The sequence below is a fragment of the Micromonospora sp. NPDC049107 genome (assembly GCF_040648595.1).
Classification (GTDB): domain Bacteria; phylum Actinomycetota; class Actinomycetes; order Mycobacteriales; family Micromonosporaceae; genus Micromonospora.
This window is the reverse complement of record NZ_JBEZEC010000001.1, coordinates 614,983-635,778: the sequence shown is the minus strand read 5'-3', so window position 1 is coordinate 635,778 and position 20,796 is coordinate 614,983. Positions and strand designations below refer to the sequence as shown.

The 20,796-nt window shown below is 72.6% G+C and carries 20 protein-coding genes; 10 read left to right on the top strand and 10 right to left on the bottom strand.

Features of this window, described 5'->3' with window-relative positions:
* Positions 1-27: 27 nt before the first annotated feature.
* Positions 28-537: an NUDIX domain-containing protein gene (locus tag AB0B55_RS02685; protein ID WP_357118068.1), complete on the top strand. Its 510-nt coding sequence runs from the start codon at positions 28-30 to the stop codon at positions 535-537.
* A gap of 324 nt (positions 538-861) precedes the next feature.
* Here the strand turns inward: AB0B55_RS02685 and AB0B55_RS02680 are convergent, their stop codons facing one another.
* The 3 genes from AB0B55_RS02680 to AB0B55_RS02670 form a co-directional block, all read right to left on the bottom strand.
* Complete coding sequence (locus AB0B55_RS02680; RefSeq protein ID WP_357170563.1) at positions 862-2,805, bottom strand: ABC transporter ATP-binding protein; 1,944 nt, start codon at positions 2,803-2,805, stop codon at positions 862-864.
* Between the two features lie 93 nt (positions 2,806-2,898).
* The gene (locus AB0B55_RS02675; RefSeq protein WP_357118065.1) at positions 2,899-4,338 is read right to left on the bottom strand and encodes an ATP-binding protein; all 1,440 of its coding nucleotides are present in this window, start codon (positions 4,336-4,338) and stop codon (positions 2,899-2,901) included.
* Positions 4,335-5,993, bottom strand: a complete 1,659-nt coding sequence (locus AB0B55_RS02670; RefSeq protein WP_357169760.1) for an FAD-dependent oxidoreductase — start codon at positions 5,991-5,993, stop codon at positions 4,335-4,337. Before AB0B55_RS02670 ends, AB0B55_RS02675 begins: the two co-directional genes overlap by 4 nt.
* A 147-nt stretch (positions 5,994-6,140) precedes the next feature.
* Between AB0B55_RS02670 and AB0B55_RS02665 the strand changes: the two genes are divergently transcribed.
* Positions 6,141-8,393 carry a hypothetical protein gene (locus AB0B55_RS02665; RefSeq protein WP_357169757.1) on the top strand — a complete coding sequence of 751 codons (2,253 nt, stop codon included), beginning with the start codon at positions 6,141-6,143 and terminating at the stop codon, positions 8,391-8,393.
* Positions 8,394-8,418: 25 nt separating this feature from the next.
* On the top strand, positions 8,419-8,913 hold the full coding sequence (gene smpB, locus AB0B55_RS02660; protein ID WP_357118056.1) for an SsrA-binding protein SmpB: 495 nt from the start codon (positions 8,419-8,421) through the stop codon (positions 8,911-8,913).
* 39 nt (positions 8,914-8,952) lie between these two features.
* Here smpB and AB0B55_RS02655 read toward each other — a convergent pair whose 3' ends face one another.
* The gene (locus AB0B55_RS02655; RefSeq protein WP_357118053.1) at positions 8,953-9,819 is read right to left on the bottom strand and encodes an aldo/keto reductase family oxidoreductase; all 867 of its coding nucleotides are present in this window, start codon (positions 9,817-9,819) and stop codon (positions 8,953-8,955) included.
* A 142-nt stretch (positions 9,820-9,961) separates the two neighbouring features.
* Here AB0B55_RS02655 and AB0B55_RS02650 point away from each other — a divergent pair, with 142 nt between their 5' ends.
* The 5 genes from AB0B55_RS02650 to AB0B55_RS02630 all read left to right on the top strand — a co-directional run bounded on the left by AB0B55_RS02650 (position 9,962) and on the right by AB0B55_RS02630 (position 13,691).
* Positions 9,962-10,405 carry a helix-turn-helix domain-containing protein gene (locus AB0B55_RS02650; protein WP_357118050.1) on the top strand — a complete coding sequence of 148 codons (444 nt, stop codon included), beginning with the start codon at positions 9,962-9,964 and terminating at the stop codon, positions 10,403-10,405.
* Positions 10,406-10,502: 97 nt separating this feature from the next.
* Complete coding sequence (locus AB0B55_RS02645) at positions 10,503-10,928, top strand: TOBE domain-containing protein (protein ID WP_357118047.1); 426 nt, start codon at positions 10,503-10,505, stop codon at positions 10,926-10,928.
* A complete protein-coding gene (modA, locus tag AB0B55_RS02640) occupies positions 10,925-11,725 on the top strand; it encodes a molybdate ABC transporter substrate-binding protein (protein ID WP_357118044.1) in 801 nt (266 codons plus the stop codon). Before AB0B55_RS02645 ends, modA begins: the two co-directional genes overlap by 4 nt.
* The gene (locus AB0B55_RS02635; protein ID WP_357169754.1) at positions 11,722-12,537 is read left to right on the top strand and encodes an ABC transporter permease; all 816 of its coding nucleotides are present in this window, start codon (positions 11,722-11,724) and stop codon (positions 12,535-12,537) included. Before modA ends, AB0B55_RS02635 begins: the two co-directional genes overlap by 4 nt.
* Before the next feature lie 86 nt (positions 12,538-12,623).
* Positions 12,624-13,691: an ABC transporter ATP-binding protein gene (locus tag AB0B55_RS02630; RefSeq protein WP_357170561.1), complete on the top strand. Its 1,068-nt coding sequence runs from the start codon at positions 12,624-12,626 to the stop codon at positions 13,689-13,691.
* A gap of 210 nt (positions 13,692-13,901) precedes the next feature.
* Here the strand turns inward: AB0B55_RS02630 and AB0B55_RS02625 are convergent, their stop codons facing one another.
* The 4 genes from AB0B55_RS02625 to AB0B55_RS02610 are packed head-to-tail and all read right to left on the bottom strand — an operon-like array spanning position 13,902 to position 16,677.
* Complete coding sequence (locus tag AB0B55_RS02625) at positions 13,902-14,315, bottom strand: type II toxin-antitoxin system prevent-host-death family antitoxin (RefSeq protein WP_357169751.1); 414 nt, start codon at positions 14,313-14,315, stop codon at positions 13,902-13,904.
* Positions 14,316-14,357: 42 nt separating this feature from the next.
* A complete protein-coding gene (locus AB0B55_RS02620) occupies positions 14,358-14,927 on the bottom strand; it encodes a GNAT family protein (RefSeq protein WP_357169748.1) in 570 nt (189 codons plus the stop codon).
* A 58-nt stretch (positions 14,928-14,985) separates the two neighbouring features.
* Positions 14,986-15,426 carry a hypothetical protein gene (locus tag AB0B55_RS02615; protein WP_357169745.1) on the bottom strand — a complete coding sequence of 147 codons (441 nt, stop codon included), beginning with the start codon at positions 15,424-15,426 and terminating at the stop codon, positions 14,986-14,988.
* A 33-nt stretch (positions 15,427-15,459) separates the two neighbouring features.
* Complete coding sequence (locus AB0B55_RS02610; RefSeq protein WP_357169742.1) at positions 15,460-16,677, bottom strand: hypothetical protein; 1,218 nt, start codon at positions 16,675-16,677, stop codon at positions 15,460-15,462.
* 157 nt (positions 16,678-16,834) lie between these two features.
* On the opposite strand from AB0B55_RS02610, the gene AB0B55_RS02605 reads away from it, so the two are divergent.
* Positions 16,835-18,394, top strand: coding sequence for an NAD(P)/FAD-dependent oxidoreductase (locus AB0B55_RS02605; protein WP_357169739.1), 1,560 nt, complete (start codon positions 16,835-16,837; stop codon positions 18,392-18,394).
* A 31-nt stretch (positions 18,395-18,425) separates the two neighbouring features.
* Here AB0B55_RS02605 and AB0B55_RS02600 read toward each other — a convergent pair whose 3' ends face one another.
* Positions 18,426-18,851: a hypothetical protein gene (locus tag AB0B55_RS02600; RefSeq protein ID WP_357169736.1), complete on the bottom strand. Its 426-nt coding sequence runs from the start codon at positions 18,849-18,851 to the stop codon at positions 18,426-18,428.
* A gap of 148 nt (positions 18,852-18,999) precedes the next feature.
* The gene (locus AB0B55_RS02595; protein ID WP_357118019.1) at positions 19,000-19,920 is read right to left on the bottom strand and encodes an RNA polymerase subunit sigma-70; all 921 of its coding nucleotides are present in this window, start codon (positions 19,918-19,920) and stop codon (positions 19,000-19,002) included.
* 136 nt (positions 19,921-20,056) lie between these two features.
* Between AB0B55_RS02595 and AB0B55_RS02590 the strand changes: the two genes are divergently transcribed.
* The gene (locus AB0B55_RS02590; protein WP_357118016.1) at positions 20,057-20,773 is read left to right on the top strand and encodes a DUF899 family protein; all 717 of its coding nucleotides are present in this window, start codon (positions 20,057-20,059) and stop codon (positions 20,771-20,773) included.
* Positions 20,774-20,796 lie beyond the last annotated feature (23 nt).

Genomic DNA, 20,796 nt, shown 5'->3' with positions numbered 1-20,796 from the left:
CGCGGCCGGCGGGTAACGTGCTGCGGCATGACCGGTACGCCGTACTCGCACTGCTCCTACTGCGGCGCCGCCTACCCCGCGGCGGCCGGCTGGCCGCGGGTCTGCGCGGCCTGCGGCGAGACCGTCTGGCGCAACCCGCTGCCCGTCGCGGTGGCGGTGCTCCCGGTCCGCACGGCCGAGGGCCTCGGCGTGGTGGTCGTCCGCCGGGCCATCGAGCCGGCCCGCGGGCTGCTCGCGCTGCCCGGCGGTTTCATCGAGTACGGCGAGGAGTGGTCCGACGCGCTGGTGCGTGAACTGTGGGAGGAGACCGGGCTGGTCGCGGACGCCGCCGACGCCCGGCTCCTCGCCGTACGGGGCGCACCACAGGGCGGCACCATGATGATCTTCGGGATGCTGCCGGAGCGGGACGCCGAGGATCTGCCGCCGTCGCGGCCCACCGAGGAGGCGACCGAGTGGTTGGTCCTCACCGACCCGGTCCAGTTGGCGTTCTCCACCCACACCCGCGTCCTGGCCGACGTCCTCACCAACCAGGCCTGACCACGACCCCCGGGCCCGGCCCCCGCCGCGATGATCCACTCGGGTTCGGTGATGTGGGGCCGTCCTCCGCGGCGAGACGCCCCGGGTTCCTTGAACCCGAGTGGATCAAGCCCGAGCCGAGGCTCACCCCGACCCCCGCCGCGCCGCGGCTCCCACAGAACCGCCAGCCCAGCCCACCCACCCACCCACCCACCCCGCCACCCCGCCGGCCGGCCGGCGATCTTGCACTTTATGCGGCGACACAGGGCGCATCCCCACCGAATTCAACAACCGAAAGTGCAAGATCGCGGGGGCGACGGGCGGGGCGGGGGCGGCGGGCGGGGATCAGGGGCGGTGGGCTTCGCTGGTGTGGGCGCGGTAGCCGCTGGCCTGTAGCTCGAACAGCTCGCGGTAGAGGCCCCCGGCCGCCATCAGCTCGTCGTGGTTGCCCTGCTGTACGAGACGGCCCTGATCCATGACGAAGATCCGGTCGGCGTGCCGGACGTTGGCCAGCCGGTGGGTGATCAGGACGACCGCCCGGTCGGGCCGGCGACGCAGGTGCTGGAACAGGGCGTGTTCGGCGCGGGCGTCCAGAGCCGCCGACGGCTCGTCGCAGATCAGCAGGGCGGCGTCCCGGTAGAGGCCACGCGCGGCGACCAGCCGCTGCCACTGTCCGCCGGACAGCTCGTGGCCGTTCTTGAACTCCCGGTCGAGCAGGGTGTCGTAGCCGTGCGGCAGGCCCTCGATCATGTCGTGGGCGGCGGCCGCGTCGGCCGCCTCCCGCACGGTGGGGCCGGGCCGGTCGGGCGTACGGTCGTGCCGGCCCACCCTGATGTTCTGACCGGCCGTGAACGGGAACTTCCAGTACTCCTGCGTCATCACCGCGACCTGTGCGCCGAGCGCGCGCGGATCCAGCTCGGCGGCGTCGACGCCGTCCCAGCGGATCGTCCCGCCGGTCGGCTGGTAGAGACCGGCGATCAGCTTGGCGAGGGTGGTCTTGCCGGAGCCGTTCTCACCGACCAGCGCGATCACCTCGCCGCGCCGGATCGTCAGACTGACCCGGTCGACCGCAGAGGCGTCGGTGTCGGGGTAGCGCAGGCTCACCTCGTGCAGGTCGATCGCCTCGATGCCGTCGGCCGTCCGGCTGCCGCCGACGGGCACCCGGCCCTGCGCCCGGGTGAGGAAGTCCCGGTAGTCCTGGTAGTAGAGGGCGTCCTCGTAGAGCGAGTTGGTGGCGACGACCGCGACGCCCAGGCTGGTCCGGGCGGACTGGAGGGCGAGCAGGGCGGTGGCCGCGGCGGCGAGGGCGACCATGCCGGCGAGCAGCAGGCCACCGAGCACCGCGTACACGCCGAAGGTGGCCAGGCCCGCCACGGTGGCGCCGGCGACCCGGGTGCCGGTCTGCGAGCGGACCAGCCGCAGTTGGGCGCGGGTCTCGACGGCCATCACACCCCGGTACTCGGCGAGCAGGAACTCGCGCATCTGATAGGCGCGCACCTCGGCGGCGGTGTGCCGGTTGGCCATCAGGTGGGCGAGCATCCACATCCGCCGCCGTCGGGTGATCCGGGCGAGCATCGCCAGGTACTCCCGGCGGGCCATCCGCACGGCCGTGATCGCCTGGGGCACCGCCGCGAGCAGCAGGCACGGCAGCAGCAGCGGCTGGATGACGGTCACCGCGACGGCGGTGGCGAGCATCCCGACGACGCCGGTGACCAGGTTGACGGTGTGGTCGACGATCCACGCCGCCTCGCCCATTCCCCGGTCGCGGACGCGGTCCATCTCCTCGGCGAACCCGGCGTCGTCGAACGCGGCCAGGTCCACCGCCGTGGTGGCCTCGAACAGCCGCAGCTCCACCTGGTAGTTGATCTGTGGGGTGAGCCGGGCCTGGGCCCAACCGGCGGCGATCGTCAGGCCGCCGCGCGCCGAGATCGCCGTCGCGGCCACGATCAGCGCCGGCAGGGCGGCGCGCACCCGGTCCGGGGTGGGCCCGGCGGCGAAGAGTTCCCGCAGTACGCCGGTCGTGGCGAGCAGGCCGAAGGTGGTCATCACCCCGGCGGCGACGTTCAGGCCGATGGAGGCGACCGTGTCCGTGCGGTTGGTGGCCCAGGCCAGGGCCACCGCCTCACGGACCAGCCTCGGCAGCCGGCGGGCCACCGCCCAGAAGCTGGTGTGCGCGAAGGTGTGCGCGTGGTGCATCCAGACGGCGTCCTCCAGCTCCGGCAGCACGGAGCTGTCGACGGGGGGATCGATCGGCTGGTCATCGTGGGTCGCGGTACGCGGGCGGGCCATCGAGTCCACGGAAGCTCCTCGGGGGGCGGGAAGCACGGACGCCGCCCGAGACTACTGCCCGCAACCGCTCGATGTCTCTAGGTAGTCGGCGTGTCAGGGCAACGCGGCCACGTCCTCGGTGATCGGCAGCAGGACCCGGAAGGTGGTGTGCCCCGGCTCGGTCTCCACCCGGATGTCGCCGTGGTGCTTGTTGACCACGATCCGGTACGAGATGTCCAGTCCCAGTCCGGTGCCCGCCCCGACCGGCTTCGTGGTGAAGAACGGCTCGAAGATGCGCGGGCGCACCTCCGGCGGGATACCGGGACCGGTGTCGGTGATCTCCACCGCCAACAGGTCGCCGACCCGTCCGGTGCGGACGGTCAGCACGCCCTTCTCCCCCATCGCGCCCAGCGCGTTGTCGACGAGGTTGGTCCACACCTGGTTCAGCTCCGCCGCGTACGCCGGGATCGGCGGCAGGCTCCGGTCGTACTCGCGGACGAGTTTGACCTCGGCCGGGATCTTGCCCTTGAACATGACGAGCGTCGCGTCCAGCAGGTCGTGCACGTCCACGACCCGGTGCGGCGCGCGATCGAGCTGGGAGTACTGCTTGGCCGCGCCCACCAGACCCGAGATCCGGGTCACCGCGTCGCCGATCTCGCGCATCAACAGTTCGGTGTCGACCGTGTACGACAGCCACCGCACCGCGGCCTCCAGGTCCGCCGGCCCGACGGCCGCCTTCACCTGGGCGAGCCACGCCGCGTCCAGGCCCCCGGCGACCAGGATCGGCGCCAGGTCCCACGCGCCACCCACACCGTGGTCCTCCAGCCAGTCGGTGAGGATGTCCTCGGCGTCGGCGGTGGCGACCGGGGTCAGCTTCGGCGCGGTCGCCACCCGGGCCACCGCCTCCTCCTGCAATGCGACCAGCCCGTGCAGCGCCCGCCCGTCGAGCCGCCCGTCGGCGATCATCGCGAGCTTGTGCCGCATCCCCGCGACCCGGTCCCGCAACACCGACGTGGCCCGCACCGCCGCGGCGGCCGGATTGTTCAGCTCGTGGGTCAGCCCCGCCGAGAGCGAGCCGAGCGCCAGCAGCCGCTCCCGCTCGCCCACGATGGTCTGGCTGTCCCGCATGCCGAAGAACAGCCCCTCCAACAGGTGCATCGGCATCGGGAACCAGGACCGCAGGGCGTGCGCGAAGTCCTCCGCCGGCAGCACGAAGAAGTCGGCGTCGACGAGCGCGCGCAGGCTGTTGCGGTACGTCTGCTCGACCTGGTCGCCCAGGTACGCCTGGGTGGCCCCGCCGTACACGCCGCGCTGGTCGGTGCGGCTGACCTCGACGTCGTCGCCACGGACCTGCCGGCTCAGCGCCACCGCACCGCGCAGCAGCACGAAGAAGCAGGTGGCGGCCTCGCCCTCGCCGTACACGAGGGTGCCGCCGGCGCGCTGCTCCACGCGGCCGTGCTCGCTCAGCCAGTCGAGCTGCGCGTCGTCGAGGGCCTCGAACAGGAACAGCTCACGTAGCTGTGCCGGGGTCAGCCGATCGGACTGGCTGGTCATTGGGCCTCCAGGTAGCGGTGCACGAGCGACACGGCCATCGCGCCCTCGCCGACTGCCGAGGCGACCCGCTTGACCGACTCGGCGCGGACGTCACCGGCGGCGAAGACCCCCGGCAGGCTGGTCTCCAGGTGGTACGGGTCGCGGGACAACGACCAGCCGGCCGGGCGTCGCCCACCGGCCAGCAGATCCGGGCCGGTGACGATGAAGCCCCGACCGTCCCGCACGAGCACGCCGTCCAGCCAGTCGGTGCGGGGTTCGGCGCCGATGAAGATGAACAACCAGGAGGTGTCGACCGTGCGACTCTCCCCGGTGCGGGTGTCGCAGAGGGTGAGCCCTTCCAGGTGATCGTCGCCGGTCGCGCCGACCACGGCGGTGTGCGGGTGCACGGTGATCCGGTCGATGCGCGCCAACTGGTCGATGAGGTAGCTCGACATCGACGCCGTCAGGTCCGCGCCGCGGATCAGCAGGTGGACGCGCGCGGCGTACCGGGAGAAATGCACCGCCGCCTGGCCGGCCGAGTTGGCCCCGCCCACGATGTAGACGTCCTGGTCGACGCAGCTCGGCGCCTCGGTGGCGGCCGCGCCGTAGAACACCCCCCGACCGGTGAAGTCGGCCAGCCCGGGAGCGTCGAGCACCCGGTACGACACGCCGGTCGCCAACACCACCGTGTGCGCGGCGATCTCGCTGCCGTCGCCGAAGCGCAGCAGCCGCGCGCCGCCGGCCTCGCTCAGGCCGACCACCTCGCGGGCGCTGAGCAGCTCCGCGCCGAACTTCACCGCCTGCCGGCGGGCCCGGTCGGTCAACTGCGCGCCGGAGACGCCGTCCGGGAAGCCCAGGTAGTTCTCGATCCGGCTGCTCTGCCCGGCCTGCCCGCCGGTCGCCCGCCGCTCGACGAGCACGGTCCGCAGCCCCTCGGACGCGCCGTACACGGCCGAGCCCAGGCCCGCCGGGCCGCCGCCGATCACCACGAGGTCGTAGAAGTCGGACGCGGGCACCACGGTCAGCCCGGCCAACGCGGCCAGCTCGGCCTCGCTGGGGGCCACCAGCGCCTTGCCCTCGGCGGTCACCACCAGGGGTACGTCCGCCTCGGTGGCCCCGGCCGCATCGAGCAGCCGGGCGCCCTCCGGGTCGTCCGAGAGCAACCAGCGGTACGGCACGAGGTTGCGGGCCAGGAAGTCACGGATCTTGAACGACGGCGCCGACCAGCGGTGCCCGACCACGCGGATCTCGGCGCTCGTGGCGTCCGGGGTCACCGACCAGGCCTCCAGGAGCCCGTCGACGACCGGGTACAGCTTCTCCTCCGGCGGGTGCCACGGCTTGAGCAGGTAGTGGTCCAGGTCCACCACGTTGATCGCCTCGATCGCGGCGTCGGTGTCCGCGTACGCGGTGAGCAGCACCCGGCGGGCCGCCGGGAAGATGTCCATGGCGGCCTCGAGGAACTCGACGCCGGTCATCTCCGGCATCCGGTGGTCGGCCAGCAGCAGCGCCACCTGCTCGCCGCGTAACTTGACCTCCCGCAGCGCGTCCAACGCCTCCGGTCCGGAGGCGGCGCGCAGCACCCGGTAGCGGTCGCCGTAGCGGCGCCGGATGTCCCGGGCCACCGCCCGGGACACCGCGGGATCGTCGTCGACGGTCAGGATCACCGGGTTTGCCATGGCGCCAATAGAACCACCTCGCCGGGCCGCTCCGCACCACCGGTGGGCAGCGCCGCGAGGCGTGATCCGGCGCGGGGCGGGTAAGCGGCGCCCGCCGCGGGCGGCCGGCGCCGCGTCCCGCCGGCTGTCACACACCTCGGGGGGCCCATGGCGGACGCGTCGCCGACCGGACCGGAGACGGGTCGGATCGTGGAGCTGCGGGTGCACGGCGTCTCGGGGGCGGGCGCTGACCGGGTGCTCAACCGGCCGTTCGTGCACCAGGTGGCCGGCGACCGCAGCGGCGGGTTCTACCGCCCCCGTCCGGGCTACCCGGACTCGACCGGCACGGACGGGGTGACGCTGGAGGCGTACCGCTGGAACGACCTGCCCTCCGGCACGGCCGTACGGACGCTGTCGCTGGTGTTCCTGTTGCCGTTCATGCTCTGCAACGTGGCGCTCTGGATGCGCCCCGCCAACGATTCGGCGAAGCACGCCCTCGTCGCGTTGGGTCGGGTGCTCGCACTCACCCTCACGATGCTCTACGTGCTCACCATCGTCGGGGTGGCGGTGGACCTCGTCGCCTGGCGGTGCATGGGCACGCCGAGCTGCCTGGACGGACGCAACTGGCTGTCCTGGCTCGGCGGGCGTTCGCCCGGCGTACGCCTGGGCGTGCTGGCCCTGGTGCCGGTCGCCGCCATCGGGATCGTGTGGCGGCTGTCCGCTCGGCCGAGCCACTCGTTCGACGCCTTCCGCACCGGGGCGGTCCAGGAGACGTCCGTGTCGCAGTTGAGCGCGGTCGGCCAGTGGGACGGGACGCCGGTGGTGGGACGGCTGCGCTCCGTGCACGTCGCGGCCGCGTTCGCCACGCTGGACGGCAGCCTGCTGGCCGCCTGGGACAGCGAGAACTCCTCGTGGGTGCGGGTGGCGCTGGCGGTGGCTACGGGCGTCGTGCTGCTCGCCTGCCTGGTCCTGCTGACCCAGGTGAGTGGCATGGACCGAACCAGCTTCGTGCCCGGGCTGGAGAGCGTCACGCGCGGGCTCCGTACGATCGCCTGCGGCCTGACGATCCTGGTGATCGCGTACACCCTGGCCAGTGGCGAGCCCTGGCCGCACAGCGAGATGCTGCCCGGGTACAGCGCCACCGTGGCCTGGTTGTTCGTCAGCCAGACCTTCCTGCTGGTCATCCTCGCGGCGACGGCGCTCTGGGCGCGCGGCGGCGGACGGCGTGCCGACGGACAACGGCTCCCGCGGCTGCGCGCGCTGGGCGCGCCGGTCTTCGTCACGGTCGCCGCCGGACTCGCGGTCGCGTTCTCCGCCGAGTTGGTCTACCGCGTGGCGGACGTGTTGGACCGCGACGGGCGGCACGTCAGCCGGTTCGCGTTCGGCCCGCCGCTGGCGTACAAATGGGCGATCTTCGGGTTTTTCCTGGCGGTGGCCGCGGCGGTGCTGGTGGGCGTGCTGGTCACCGTCGCGACCCGTGCCAGCCGGTGGCGGGCCGCGCGGGCGATCGTGGCCGCCGACTACCCGGACGCGCCGCCGGAGGCGGCGACGCGGCTGCGACGGGTCGAGCAGGCGGTCGCCCGGGCCCGGTTCACCGAACGCGTGGAACCCCTCGCCGTGGTCTACGCCGCATTCGCCGCGATTGGGCTGGCCACCAGCCTGCTCGGCCTGTTGCAGCTCTATCCCGGCGACCTGTTCCAGGCGTACCTCGGTGTGCCCGACAGCTTCGTCAACTTTTTCATCGGGGCGGGCAACTACGCGATCGCCGCGATCCTGATCGGGCTCGTGATCGGTGGGTTCTTCGCCTACCGGACGGCCGGGTTCCGCCGGTACGTGGGCGTCCTGTGGGACCTGGGCACCTTCTGGCCCCGGGGAGCGCATCCCTTCGCGCCACCCTGTTACGCGGAGCGGGCGGTGCCCGAGTTGGCCAAGCGGATCACCTACCTCGTGGACCAGGGCGAGGGCGTCCTGCTGGCGGGGCACAGTCACGGATCGGTGCTGCTCACGGCCACGCTGCTGCAACTGCCACGGCGGGTCACCGACCGGGTCGCCCTGCTGACCTACGGGTCACCGCTGAGTCGGCTGTACTCGCGGCTGTTCCCCGCCTACGTCAACCCGGGGTCGCTCCGGGACATCGGCGAGCGCATCGGCTGGCGCTGGGTCAACCTGTGGCGCGACACCGACCCGATCGGTGGGTGGATCTTCGCCCCGCACCGGTGCGGGGACACCGGGCCGTCGACCGGGCCGGAGGCGACGGTGGACCGCCGGTTGACCGACCCGCAGGGGCTCGTGCCCCCGCCCAGCGACAGCGTGCCGCCACCCATCCTCGCTCACCTGCCGTGCGAGTCGCAGGAGGAGTTCGGGCAGGCGGTACGGGACCTGACCGCGCGGCTGCGTGCCGAGCGCCGGACGGGAGACTGAGGCGGCGGCCGGATATCGTCGCCGGGTGAGCCCGTCCCGCAAGCCCGAACGCCGACTCATCGCCTCGAACAAGAAGGCGCGACACGAGTACACCGTGCTGCGCACGTACGAGGCGGGCATCGTGCTGGTCGGCACCGAGGTGAAGTCGCTGCGCGAGGGGCGGGCATCGCTCGTGGACGCGTTCGCGCACGAGCGCGACGGCGAGATCATGCTGTACGGGCTGCACATCGCCGAGTACCGCTACGGCACGTGGACCAACCACGCGCCCCGCCGTAACCGCAAGCTGCTGCTGCACCGCTCCGAGATCGGCAAGATCCTGGAAAAGGTCCGCGAGGGCGGGGTGACGCTGGTGCCGCTGTCGATGTACTTCGACAACGGGTGGGCCAAGGTCGAACTGGCCCTGGCCAAGGGCAAGCGCACGTACGACAAGCGGCAGTCCCTCGCCGAGCGCGACGCCAACCGCGAGATCGCCCGGGAGCTGGGCAGACACCTCAAGGGCCATCCCCGCCCCAACTCCTGAGTCAGCGTCCGATCGTGCGATGGGGGCGTCGCGGCACGGTCAGCGTCCGATCGTGTCCAGCTCGACGAGGTCGTCGTCGGACAGGACGAGGGCCGCGCCCGTGATGTTCTCGCGCAGGTGTGCCACGGACGACGTGCCGGGGATCAGCAGGATGTTCGGCGACCGCCGCAGCAGCCAGGCGAGGGCGACGGACATCGGTGTCGCCTTCAGCCGCGTGGCGACGGCCGAGAGGACGGCGGACTGCAACGGGCTGAAGCCGCCCAACGGAAAGAACGGCACGTAGGCGACGCCCTGGTCGGCGAGCGCGTCGATCATCTTGTCGTCCTGGCGGTGCGCGAGGTTGTACATGTTCTGCACGCACACGATCGGCGCGATCGACTGCGCCTCGGCGACCTGCTCCGGCGTCGCGTTGCTCACCCCGAGGTGCCGGATCAGGCCCTGCCGCTGAAGGTCCACGAGCGCGTCGAGCGCCTCCGCCACCGGCCCGGGTTCGGGGCCCTCGGCGTTGCCGAGCCGCAGGTTCACCAGGTCGAGCAGTTCGAGGCCGAGCGTCTGGAGGTTCTCGTGGACAGCCCGGCGCAGGCTCTGCGGGTCGCGGGCAGTGGGCCATCCGCCCTGTTCGTCGCGGATCGCGCCGACCTTGGTCACGATGTGCAGCGACTCGGGGTACGGGTGCAGCGCCTCCCGGATCAGCTCGTTGGTGACGTGCGGCCCGTACGCCTCGGCGGTGTCGATGTGGGTGACGCCCAGTTCGACGGCCTCGCGAAGCACGGCGAGCGCGCCGTCCCGGTCGGCCGGCGGTCCCATGACCCAGGGGCCGGCGAGCTGCATCGCGCCGTAGCCGAACCGGGTGACGTCCAGGTCGCCCAGCCGGAAGGTGCCGCCGGGGAGAGAGTGGGAAGCCATCTTCGCTACCTCTGACTTTCGCATCGCACCGCGCGGGGCGCCGGTGCCGCACTGTTACCGGAACCAACTATCAGGGGGTAACTTCCTGATGGAAAGTAGGCACCTCGAAGTGCGTAACTCACCCTCAGGAAAGAGCAGGGCGATGGCGACGGCGACAGCGGCCCAGAAGAGGGCGCAGGCCAAGTCGGAGTACGACGCGTTCCTGGCGCAGTGCCCGAGCCGCAAGCTGCTCGACCGGATCGCGGACAAGTGGGTCACGTTGGTGCTGGCCGCGCTCCGCGGCGCAGGCTCGCCGCAGTCCGGTGCCGACTGTGCCGGCGAACCCCGGCCGATGCGCTACTCGGAACTGTCGCGCCAGCTCGCCGGTGTCAGCCAGAAGATGCTCACGCAGACACTGCGCTCGCTGGAGCGGGACGGTCTGATCACGCGCACCGTGGAGCCGACCGTGCCCGTCACGGTCACCTACGAGCTCACCGACCTGGGCCTCTCCCTGCACGAGGTGGTGCGGGGCCTGAAGGCCTGGGCCGAGACCCACATGGACGACGTGTTCGCCAACCGCGCGACGTACGACACCCGGGCCAGCTGAGCCCTATCGCAACTGCGACCGAGAACCGCGCACGCGTACGCAGAATCGGCCCTGTTTGGCTCTTCTTCCTCGCAGATGCGGCGGCTATGGTTTTCCGGTGACGACCTTCCGGATCGGCGCGGCGGCCGACCTTCTCGGCGTCAGCGCCGACACGATCCGCCGCTGGGTGGACGCCGGGCGGCTGCCCGCCGGGCGTGACGAGCACGGCCACCGGATCATCGACGGCGTCGACCTCGCGGCGTTCGCCCGGGCGCAGGCCGCCGACCCGGACGCGGGCGCCGAGTTCTCCTCGGCGCGCAACCGGCTGCGCGGCATCGTCGTCGACGTCCGCAAGGACACCGTGATGGCCCAGGTCGACATCCAGGCCGGCCCGTTCCGGGTGGTGTCGCTGATGAGCCGGGAGGCGGTCGACGAGCTCGACCTGCGGGTCGGCTCGGTCGCCGTCGCCGTGATCAAGTCGACCACCGTGGTGGTGGAGCGGGCCGCGCCCACCGCCCCGGCCGGAGCGAGGGGGAACGGATGAGGCCTCGGGCCAGATTCGTGGCGCTGGCGCTGGCGCTGGCGGTGGCCGTGCTGGCGACGGCCGGCTGCGACCGCGCCGGCGACCCGGCGACCGGGGGTGACACCCGGGACGGTCGGGTCAGCGGCACGGTGACCGTGTTCGCCGCCGCCTCGCTGACCGAGTCGTTCACCCGCATCGCGAAGGACTTCGAGGCCGCCAACCCGGGCGTCACCGTCACCCTCAACCTCGCCGGCAGCTCGGCCCTGGCCAACCAGATCACCCAGGGCGCTCCGGCGGACGTCTTCGCCTCGGCCGCGCCGAAGAACATGGCGACCGTGACGCAGGCCGGTGACGCCGACGGCACGCCGTTCGTCTTCGCCCGCAACCAACTGGTGGTCGCGGTGCCCAGCGGCAACCCGAAGGGCGTGACCGGTCTCGCCGACCTGGCCCGTCCGGGCGTGAAGGTCGCGCTCTGCGCCGAGCAGGTGCCCTGCGGCGCGGCGGCGCGTACCGCCCTGACCGCGGCCGGCGTCGCGCTGACGCCGGTCACCCTCGAACAGGACGTCAAGGGTGCGCTGGCCAAGGTCAAGCTCGGCGAGGTCGACGCGGCCCTCGTCTACCGCACGGACGCCCGTGCCGCGAGCGCCGACGTGACGGGTGTCGAGTTCCCCGAGTCCGCTCGGGCGATCAACGACTATCCGATCGTCGCGCTGAAGAACGCGCCCAATCGGGCGGGCGCGCGCGCCTTCGTCGCGTACGTCCGCTCGACGCCGGCACAGGCGGTCCTCGCCGAGGCGGGGTTCCAGGCGGCGTCGTGAGCCTGGTCCGCGAGCCCACCACCTCGCGACGTCGTTCGAGGGTGCCGGCGGCGTTGCTGATCCCGGCCGGGCTGGGCCTGCTCTTCCTGGTCCTGCCGCTGGCCGGGCTGGTGATCCGGGCGCCATGGGCGACGCTGCCGCAGCGGCTCACCGCGCCGGGGGCGCTGACGGCGCTGCGCCTGTCGGTGCAGACCGCGACCCTGGCCACGCTGCTCTGCCTGCTGCTCGGAGTGCCCCTGGCGTGGTTGCTGGCCCGGGTCGACTTCCCCGGCCGCCGGCTGGCCCGCGCCCTGGTCACCGTGCCGCTGGTGCTGCCGCCGGTGGTCGGCGGCGTGGCGCTGCTGCTGGTCTTCGGCCGACGCGGGCTGCTCGGCGGCTGGCTCGACGCCACATTCGGCGTCACCCTGCCGTTCACGACCGCCGGCGTGGTGCTGGCCGAGGCGTTCGTCGCCATGCCGTTCCTCGTCATCGCCGTCGAGGGCGCGCTCCGCGCGGCCGACCACCGCTACGAGGAGGCCGCCGCGACACTGGGGGCCAGCCGGTGGACGACCTTCACGCACGTCACGTTGCCGCTGGTAGCACCCGGGATCGCCGCCGGCGCGGTGCTGTGCTGGGCGCGGGCGCTCGGCGAGTTCGGCGCCACCATCACCTTCGCCGGCAACTATCCCGGGCGTACGCAGACCATGCCGTTGGCCGTCTACCTGGCGCTGGAGACCGACCTGGAGTCGGCCATCGTGCTCAGCCTGGTGCTGCTGATCGTCTCGGTGGGCATCCTGGCCGCGCTGCGCGACCGCTGGATGGCGGCCCCGTGACCACGCCGCCGCCCAACCAGAAGCCCGTGACCGCGCCGCCACCCAACGAGAGGCCCGTGACCGCGCCGCCGCCCAACGACCAGCCCGTGACCACGCCGCTGTTGGATGCCCGGCTGGTCGTCGACCGGGGCGCCTTCCGGTTGGACGTACCGCTGCGGGTCGCACCGGGTGAGGTCGTCGCGCTGCTCGGGCCCAACGGGGCCGGCAAGACCACCGCGCTGCGCGCCCTGGCCGGGCTGCACCCGCTCACCGCCGGGCACGTCACCCTCGACGGTGTCGACCTGGACCGGCCGGCGAGCCGGGGCTGGGTGCCCACCGAGCGCCGGCCGATCGGCGTGGTCTTCCAGGACTACCTGCTGTTTCCGCACCTCGACGCGTTGGACAACGTGGCGTTCGGGCCGCGCCGACACGGCGTCGACCGGCGGGCGGCACGGGCCACCGCGCGGAGCTGGCTCGACCGGGTGGGCCTCGCCGACCAGGCGCACCGCAAGCCCCGCCAGCTCTCCGGCGGGCAGGCGCAGCGGGTGGCGCTGGCCCGCGCGCTGGCCGTCGGACCGTCGCTGCTGCTGCTCGACGAGCCGCTGGCCGCCCTGGATGCCCGTACGCGCCTGGAGACCCGCGCGCAACTGCACCGCCACCTGGCCGCGCACACGGGTGCGACGGTGCTGGTCACCCACGATCCGCTGGACGCGTTGGCGCTGGCCGACCGCCTGGTCATCGTCGAGGGCGGGCGCGTCGTCCAGGAGGGCGACGGCCCGAGCGTCACGGCCCGCCCGCGCACCGACTACGTGGCACGGCTGGTCGGGCTGAATCTCTACCGGGGTCGGGCCGAGGGCCACGGCGTACGTGTCGCGCCGGAGTTGACCCTGAGCGTGGCCGACCGGCTCGACGGCGACGCGTTCGTGGCGTTCCGCCCGGCGGCGGTGGCCCTGCACCCGTCGCGACCTGACGGCAGCCCCCGCAACACGTGGGCGGGCACGGTGAGCGGCGTCCAGCGCCACGGCGACAACGTGCGGGTGCAGGTGGACGGACCGGTCGGCGTGGCCGCCGACGTCACGCCGGCCGCGGCGGCCCAGCTCCGGCTGATCCCGGGCCAACGGATCTGGGTGGCGGTCAAGGCGACCGAGACCCACGCCTACCCGGCGACGAGCTGACCCCGCCGCACGACGAACGAACCGTGCCCGCTCTGCCGGCCTCGGTGCGCAGGGCGAGGCCGGACCGTGTGCGGCCACCGCCGCACGGCGCCCAGGCCGACGCCGGACCGGGCGCGAGCCGCCGCCGGACCGGGCGCGAGCCGCCGCCGCACGGTGCGCAGAGCCAGGCCGGACCGGGCGCGAGTCGCCACCGGCCCCGGTAAGCGGAGGTCAGTCGGCCAGCAGGTCGGCGTGCGCGGCGCGCAGCCGGGCCAGCGTCGGGTCGCTGCCCGGGACGACCCGGCGGTCCAGCTCGGCCCACACCTCGGCCAGCGCCGCGCGGACCGCGCCCAGCTCGGCGGCGTGCCGTTGGCTGCTGCGACGGTGCTGCTCGTCGAGGCGGCGGGCCCACCCGGCGGTGACCGCGGCGAGCCGGTCGGCGTCGGCGCGGGCCTGGGCGGCGCTGCGGGCCGCGGCGGCGGGAACGATCGCGGCGACCGGGCGGGGATCGCCGTCGCGGGTGACGACGGTGACCGCGTCGGTCAGCTCGGCCAACGCGACGAGCTGGCTGAACCGGGTGCGCGCCTCGCGCAGCGGCACGGAGCGCGGCGGGTCGGGATGCGGGGTGAGCGCGGGGATGGCCATGAATGCATGCTGCCGCCCGGGTACGACAGAAATCCGTCGTCGTCAGTGGACGGTGGGTGGTGGCGCGGACGCGGCCCGCCACTCGTCGGCCAGCACCGACCAGATCTCCAGGTCGACGCGACCGTCCAGGCCCGGGTAGACCTGACGCAGGGTGCCGTCGTGGCGCAGGCCCAGCCGGCGGGCCAGGGCGATGCTGCGGACGTTTGCGGCGTTCGTCCGCCACTCGACGCGGTGGATGCCGCGCTCCCGCACCGCCCAGTCGACGACCCGCCGAATCGCGGGGGCGACGAAGCCCTGGCCCTGCGCCGCCGGCTCCACCCAGCAGCCGACCTCGCACAGGCCCACCGTGACGTCGAACGACACGAACATCACCCCGCCGACCAGCGTGCCGCGCCACCACAGGCCCCAGATGCCGCCGGCGTCGGCCGCCCAGCGGTCGGCGTAGCGCTGCAACACGGCCCGGGCCGACGGCAGGTCGGTGGCGACGAAGGACGGCGCCACCCAGGGACTTATGTGATCCCGCGCCCGGTCGAGATGGGCGAGGAACTCCTCGGCCCGCCAGGGGTCCAACGCGCGCAGCTCGACATCCTCGTTCAGCGCCAGGGCGAACACCGGGCCTCCCCCGAAGTTGGCGACGACGGGTACCAGGCTCGCACAGGGTCGCCGGTGCTCAGACCGGCAGGTGCGTCCGCAGGGCGGCGAACTGGGCCACCGTCAGGTACGAGGGGTTGGCCGCCTGCGGCTGTCGGAGCACCTCCAGAGCGGCGAGCCGGTCGTCGGCGCGCAACACGCCTCGGGGCACCCGGTCCGGCTCGGCGAGGATGGGCAGCTCCACGGGCACCGACCAGGGTCGCCCCGGTGGCCCCGGCTCGGCCGGCCCGGTGACCCGGCCGACGCCCCACACCCCGTACGGCAGGCGGGCGCGGCTGCCACTGGCCCAGAACACCACGGGCTGCCCGGTCCGCATCAGCCGGGCGCGGTAGCCGGGGCGTACGCACCAGCTCGTCACCAGGGGTTCGCGGGCGAAGCGGGTGGCGAGGTCGACGGTGTCCGCGTTGCCCTTGATCAGCCAGGCGCCCAGGTCGTCGAGGCGTACCCGTGGCTCGGTCATCGCCTCATCCTGCCCCGACCGACGTCCGTCCAATCAGATGATCATGTGGGTCCAGTAGGTGAGCCAGAGCACGAACAGCGCGCCCTGCACGAGGGCGAGCGCCGCCGTCAGCCACCCGTCGACGCTCGCCCGGCGGGCCCAGCGGGCCAGCACGAGGGCCACCGGGAACGCGGCGAGCAGGTAGCGCAGCAGGCTCTTGTAGACGGCGGGGCCCAGCGACAGCGGCACCACCACCATCAGCACGCCGTAGACCAGGTAGGGCAGCTCCCGACGGCGGAACCCGGCGGCCAGGACGGCCAACACGACCAGGGCGAACAGGACCCGGGCGGCGTCGCGCGGCTCGCCGGTGAGCCCGCCCAGGACCACCGGAAGCGGGTTCTGCGTCTCGATCCCCCAGCCGGCCTTCTGGGCGTGCTGGTAGGCGAACCAGTCCCCGCCCCGCCATTTGCAGAACGCCATGAAGGTGAACCATCCGGCGGGCAGCAGCAGTAACGGCCAGCCGGTCCGCAGGTATCCGAGCAGGGCACGCGGACCGAGCCGCCAGTCGTGCTGGCGCAGCAGCACGACTGCCAACGGCAGGACGACGAGCAGTCCGAGAGACCGGCTCATCGCCAGGAAGTAGCCGACCACGCCGACCACCAGCCACCGGCGACGCTCGGCGTAGTAGAAGGCGGCCAGCGCGAGGCAGACGAACAGCGACTCGGTCAGCGCGGCCTGGAACAGGAACGCCGTCGGCAGGAGCACCAGGTAGCGGGTGAATCGACGAGCCGCGTCGGCGTCGGCGAACAGCAGCTCGGCCAGCCGGTAGCCGTACCCGAGGACGCCCAGGAACGCGACATTGCTGATCAACAGCAGGGCCAGCGCGTTGTCGCCGCCCAGCAGCGCGCCGACCGGCCGGGCGAGGAAGGGGTAGAGCAGCGGAAAGCCGAAGTCCCCCCACGGTCGCCCGGTCAGCGGCAGCTCGCTCAGCCGCAGGTAGAGCAGCGCGTCCCAGGCGAACCAGAAGGAGATCCACCGGTGCCCGGAGATCTCCCGCTGCTGCGCCCACATCAGCGCCTCGTCCGGCGGCGGCGCCCCGGGAATGCCGTCCCAGGCGTGCAGGACCAGGAGGCCGAGCAGGGTCAGCAGCAGCTTCGCGCCGAGAAAGAGCCCGATCAGGTACGGCCAGGGAGGCGGCACCCGGCGGACCAGTCGCGCGCCCGTCCGGACCAGCGCCGTCGCGCGCCGCCGGCCGCCCCGCCACCGGTGCATCCGCCCCGCTCCCCCGGTCCGCCGAACCGCCTGCCGCCCTCCCCGTTGTACGCCCCGGCAGACCTCGCCGGAGGAGAAACCCACCAGGACCCGAGGTGACATCCCGGTCATAACGGGTACGCGGGCCGCCTCGACCAGCAACAGGGGGTTCGGCGGCATGAGCGAGCAACACGGCACGGTGGTCATCGGCGCGGGGCCGGCGGGGCTCACCGCGGCGTACGAGTTGCTCCGCCACGGGCGGCCGGTCCGGGTCTTCGAGGCCGACGAGGTGGTCGGCGGGATCAGCCGGACCGTGGAACGCGACGGGTGGCGCTTCGACATCGGCGGACACCGGTTCTTCACCAAGGTCGCCCGGGTGGAGGCGTTCTGGCACGAGATCCTGCCCGACGAGGACTTCCTGACCCGGCCCCGGATGAGCCGGATCTTCTACCGGGGCGCCCTGTTCAACTACCCGCTGAGCCCGTCGAACGCGCTGCGCAACCTGGGTCTGCCGGAGGCGGTGCGGTGCCTCGCCTCGTACGCCCGGGCGCGGGTTCGCCCACCTCGCGACCAGTCGCACTTCGAGGGCTGGGTGTCGGCCCGGTTCGGCTGGCGGCTGTACTCGATCTTCTTCAAGACGTACACCGAGAAGGTCTGGGGGATGCCCGCGGACCGGCTGCGGGCCGACTGGGCCGCGCAGCGGATCAAGAACCTGTCGCTGGCCACGGCGATCCGCAACGCGGTGCTGCCCGGACGCCGCCGCACCGACGTGACCAGCCTGATCGAGGAGTTCCAGTACCCGAAGTACGGGCCGGGGATGATGTGGGAACGCTGCGCCGACCAGGTACGCCAGCGCGGCGGGGAGGTGTCGACCGGTACCTGGGTGACCGCCGTGCACCGCGACCCGAAGCGACGCCGGGCGATCAGCGTGACGCTCAACGGCGCGGGCGGGCAGCGTACCGAGCCGGCCGACGACGTGATCTCGTCGATGCCGATCTCGGAGCTGGTCGCGGCGCTGCGCCCGCCGGCGCCCCCGCACGTGCTGGCCTGCGCCGCCGACCTGCGCTACCGCGACTTCCTGACCGTCGCCCTGGTGGTGCCGGCCGAGTTCTCGTTCCCCGACAACTGGATCTACGTGCACGATCCCGCGGTGCGGGTGGGCCGGATCCAGAACTTCGGCTCCTGGTCGCCGTACCTCGTCAAGGACGGGCGCACCTGCCTGGGCCTGGAGTACTTCGTCTTCGAGGACGACGAGATGTGGCGTACCGCCGATGCCGACCTGGTGGCCCTCGCGACCGCGGAGCTGCAGCGGTTGGGCCTGGTCCGCCCGGGGGTGGTCGAGGCCGGCTACGTCGTGCGCATGCCGAAGGCCTATCCGGTGTACGACGAGCGCTACCAGCACAACGTGGACGTGATCCGGGCGTGGCTGGCCGAGGCCGTGCCGAACGTGCACCCGGTGGGACGCAACGGCATGCACCGCTACAACAACCAGGACCACTCGATGCTCACCGCGATGTTGACCGTGGAGAACATCGTCACCGGCAGCGCCCACGACATCTGGTCGGTCAACGTGGAGCAGGACTACCACGAACAGTCGACCACCGGCGGCGCGCTCCGGGGCACGGGTCGGGACGCGCCGGTGCTGCCGAGCCGGATCATCACCGCCCCGATCACCGCTCCCGAGGGCGTCCGCGCGGCCGGCGACGGCGGCCGATCCGCGCAGGCGCCGCTGGTCTGACGGACCGGGGCTCGTTACGCGAACGCCGGCGTCAGATCGGGCCGCTGGTGTAGATCTCCGTGCTGCTCTCGTTGCCGATGAACGGGTTGTTGACGGCCCACAGCAGGCCCTCGTCGTACTCCGGCACGTCGAAGTTGCACATGACCCAGCCGGCGTCCGCGCCGCTGCTGTTGATGCACTGCCGGCTCCAGTCCGGTCCCTGGATCGTGCCGGCGGCGGGCGCGCCATTCGCCTTGGTGTCCTTCACCCAGACCCGGTCCCCGTACGCGGCGAAGCACGCCTTGGCGCCGGTCGTCGACACGCACCACACGTCGACACCGTTGGCCGCCGGCGGCGCACCGCTCGGCGTGCCCGTGGCCGCCGACGCCGCCGAGGCGGTGCCGACCAGAACGAGGGCCACTGTCGTCGGCACCATGACCAGGGCACCCGCCAACCGCGTGCTCGGCTTCCCACGCATCCCCCGTCAACTCCCCACATCCACCATGATCGTCATTCCGGTGCTGGACGATAGCAGTCGGGCCCTCGTTGAAGCCGATGTGGACGGTGGCACATCATGAGGGCGGCCCACCCGCCAGCCGCGTCCCCAACCTCTCTGGACAGAACACCTAGGGCTCGAGTGTGGCGGGCATGCTGAAGGCGGCGACGTGACGGGCACCGATGAAGGCGTTGCTCTCTACGATCTTCCCGTTCTCGATCCGGAGTACGTCGACGACCAACGCCTCGTAGTGCGGGCTGCCGGGCCGGCGGAGATAGTTGATCAGCGCCGGGCGCCCGTTGGCCGAGGTGGGGAACGTACGCCAGTCGAGCGGTCGGCCGAGGAACTCGGCGGCCGCGTCGATCCCGACGACCGGCGGCTCGGGCGGCATCGTGATCCGTACGTCCTCGGCGAGCAGTGACCGGATCGTCTCCGGGTCCTTCGCGTTGGCGTAGCGGCGCAGGATCTCTTCGTCCTCGCTGGTGAGCTGCGGGCGGCGCCAGTCCTGTGGGTCCGACGGAGCGCGCCCGCGGAGGGTGTGGCGGGCCCGCTGGAGGAGGCTGTTGACGGCCGCCACGGCGGTGTCGAGCGCGGCGGCGATCTCCGGCGGCGTCCAGCCGTGGACGTCGCGCAGTACGAAGGCCGCCCGCTGCCGTGGCGGCAGGTACATGAGCGCGGCTATCAGGGCCAGCTCGACGGTCTCCCGGGCGGCGAGACCGGTCTGCGGATCGTCGGCCAGCAGGGCGTCCGGATAGGGACCGAGCTCGGTGGACCACTCCAGCGGATCCCCGGACGGTACCGTCCGGTGACCGGCCGCCTTGCGGCTGTCGAGGAAGACGTTCGTGGCGATCCGGTAGAACCAGGTGCGCGCCGACGCCCGACCCTCGAAGCGGTCGCGAGCCCGCCAGGCACGCAGGAATGTCTCCTGCACCAGGTCGTCCGCGTCGGTGACGTTCCCGGCGAGGCGGTAGCAGTGCACGTGTAGCTCGCGCCGGTGCTCGTCGAAGGCGCGCTGCAGCCAGACCGCCTGCTCGTCGGTCGAGTCGGACATCTGATTTCCCCGGGGCTGAATGATCCTCACCACTGTACTGACGACCGCAGACCCCATCCGTCATCGGTCGCCGATGACGATCGCCGACTCGGTCGTCTGTACCTGTAACCGATCCTCACCTACTAAGGAGAACGCCATGACGGCAACCCCCGCCTTCAGCGCCGCCGCGCCCCCGGTCGTCGACCGGGAGACCTGGCTGCGCGAGCGCGACGAACTGCTGGTCCGGGAGAAGGCCCATACCCGCGAAGGGGACGCGATCGCAGCCGCTCGCCGTCAGCTGCCGATGACCTTGATGCCGACGGTGACGGTCCAGGGTCCCGGCGGGGACACCCCGCTGGTGGAGGTCTTCGAGGGCCGCCGGATGCTCATCGCCTACTTCCACATGTGGCACGACGACAAGCCGTACGAGCACCAGTGTGAGGGGTGCACCTTCTCGACCTGTCACATGCAGACGCTGGACTACCTGCACGCTCGGGACGTCACCTACGCCGTGTTCTGCCAGGGCCCCTACGACGAAAGTGCCCCGTTCGCGGAGTTCATGGGCTACCCGTTCCCCTGGTATTCGGCGAGAGACTCCGACCCGGCTCTGGCCGACGGTCGTGACTTCGGGTTCATCGCCTGCTACCTGCGCGACGGCGACAACGTCTACGAGACCTACTGGACCACCGGGCGGGGCGTGGAGGCGTTGATGACCACCTACCACGCGCTGGACCTCACCGTGTACGGCCGGCAGGAGAACTGGGAGAACTCGCCGGAAGGCTGGCCGCGGGTCACCGGGCACCCGTGGCGTCTCAACGGCCGCCCCACCGCGCAATGGTCACGCCCCGGCGTTACGCCAGCGGTGACGACCTGATGATCGAGGTGATCATGCTCGGG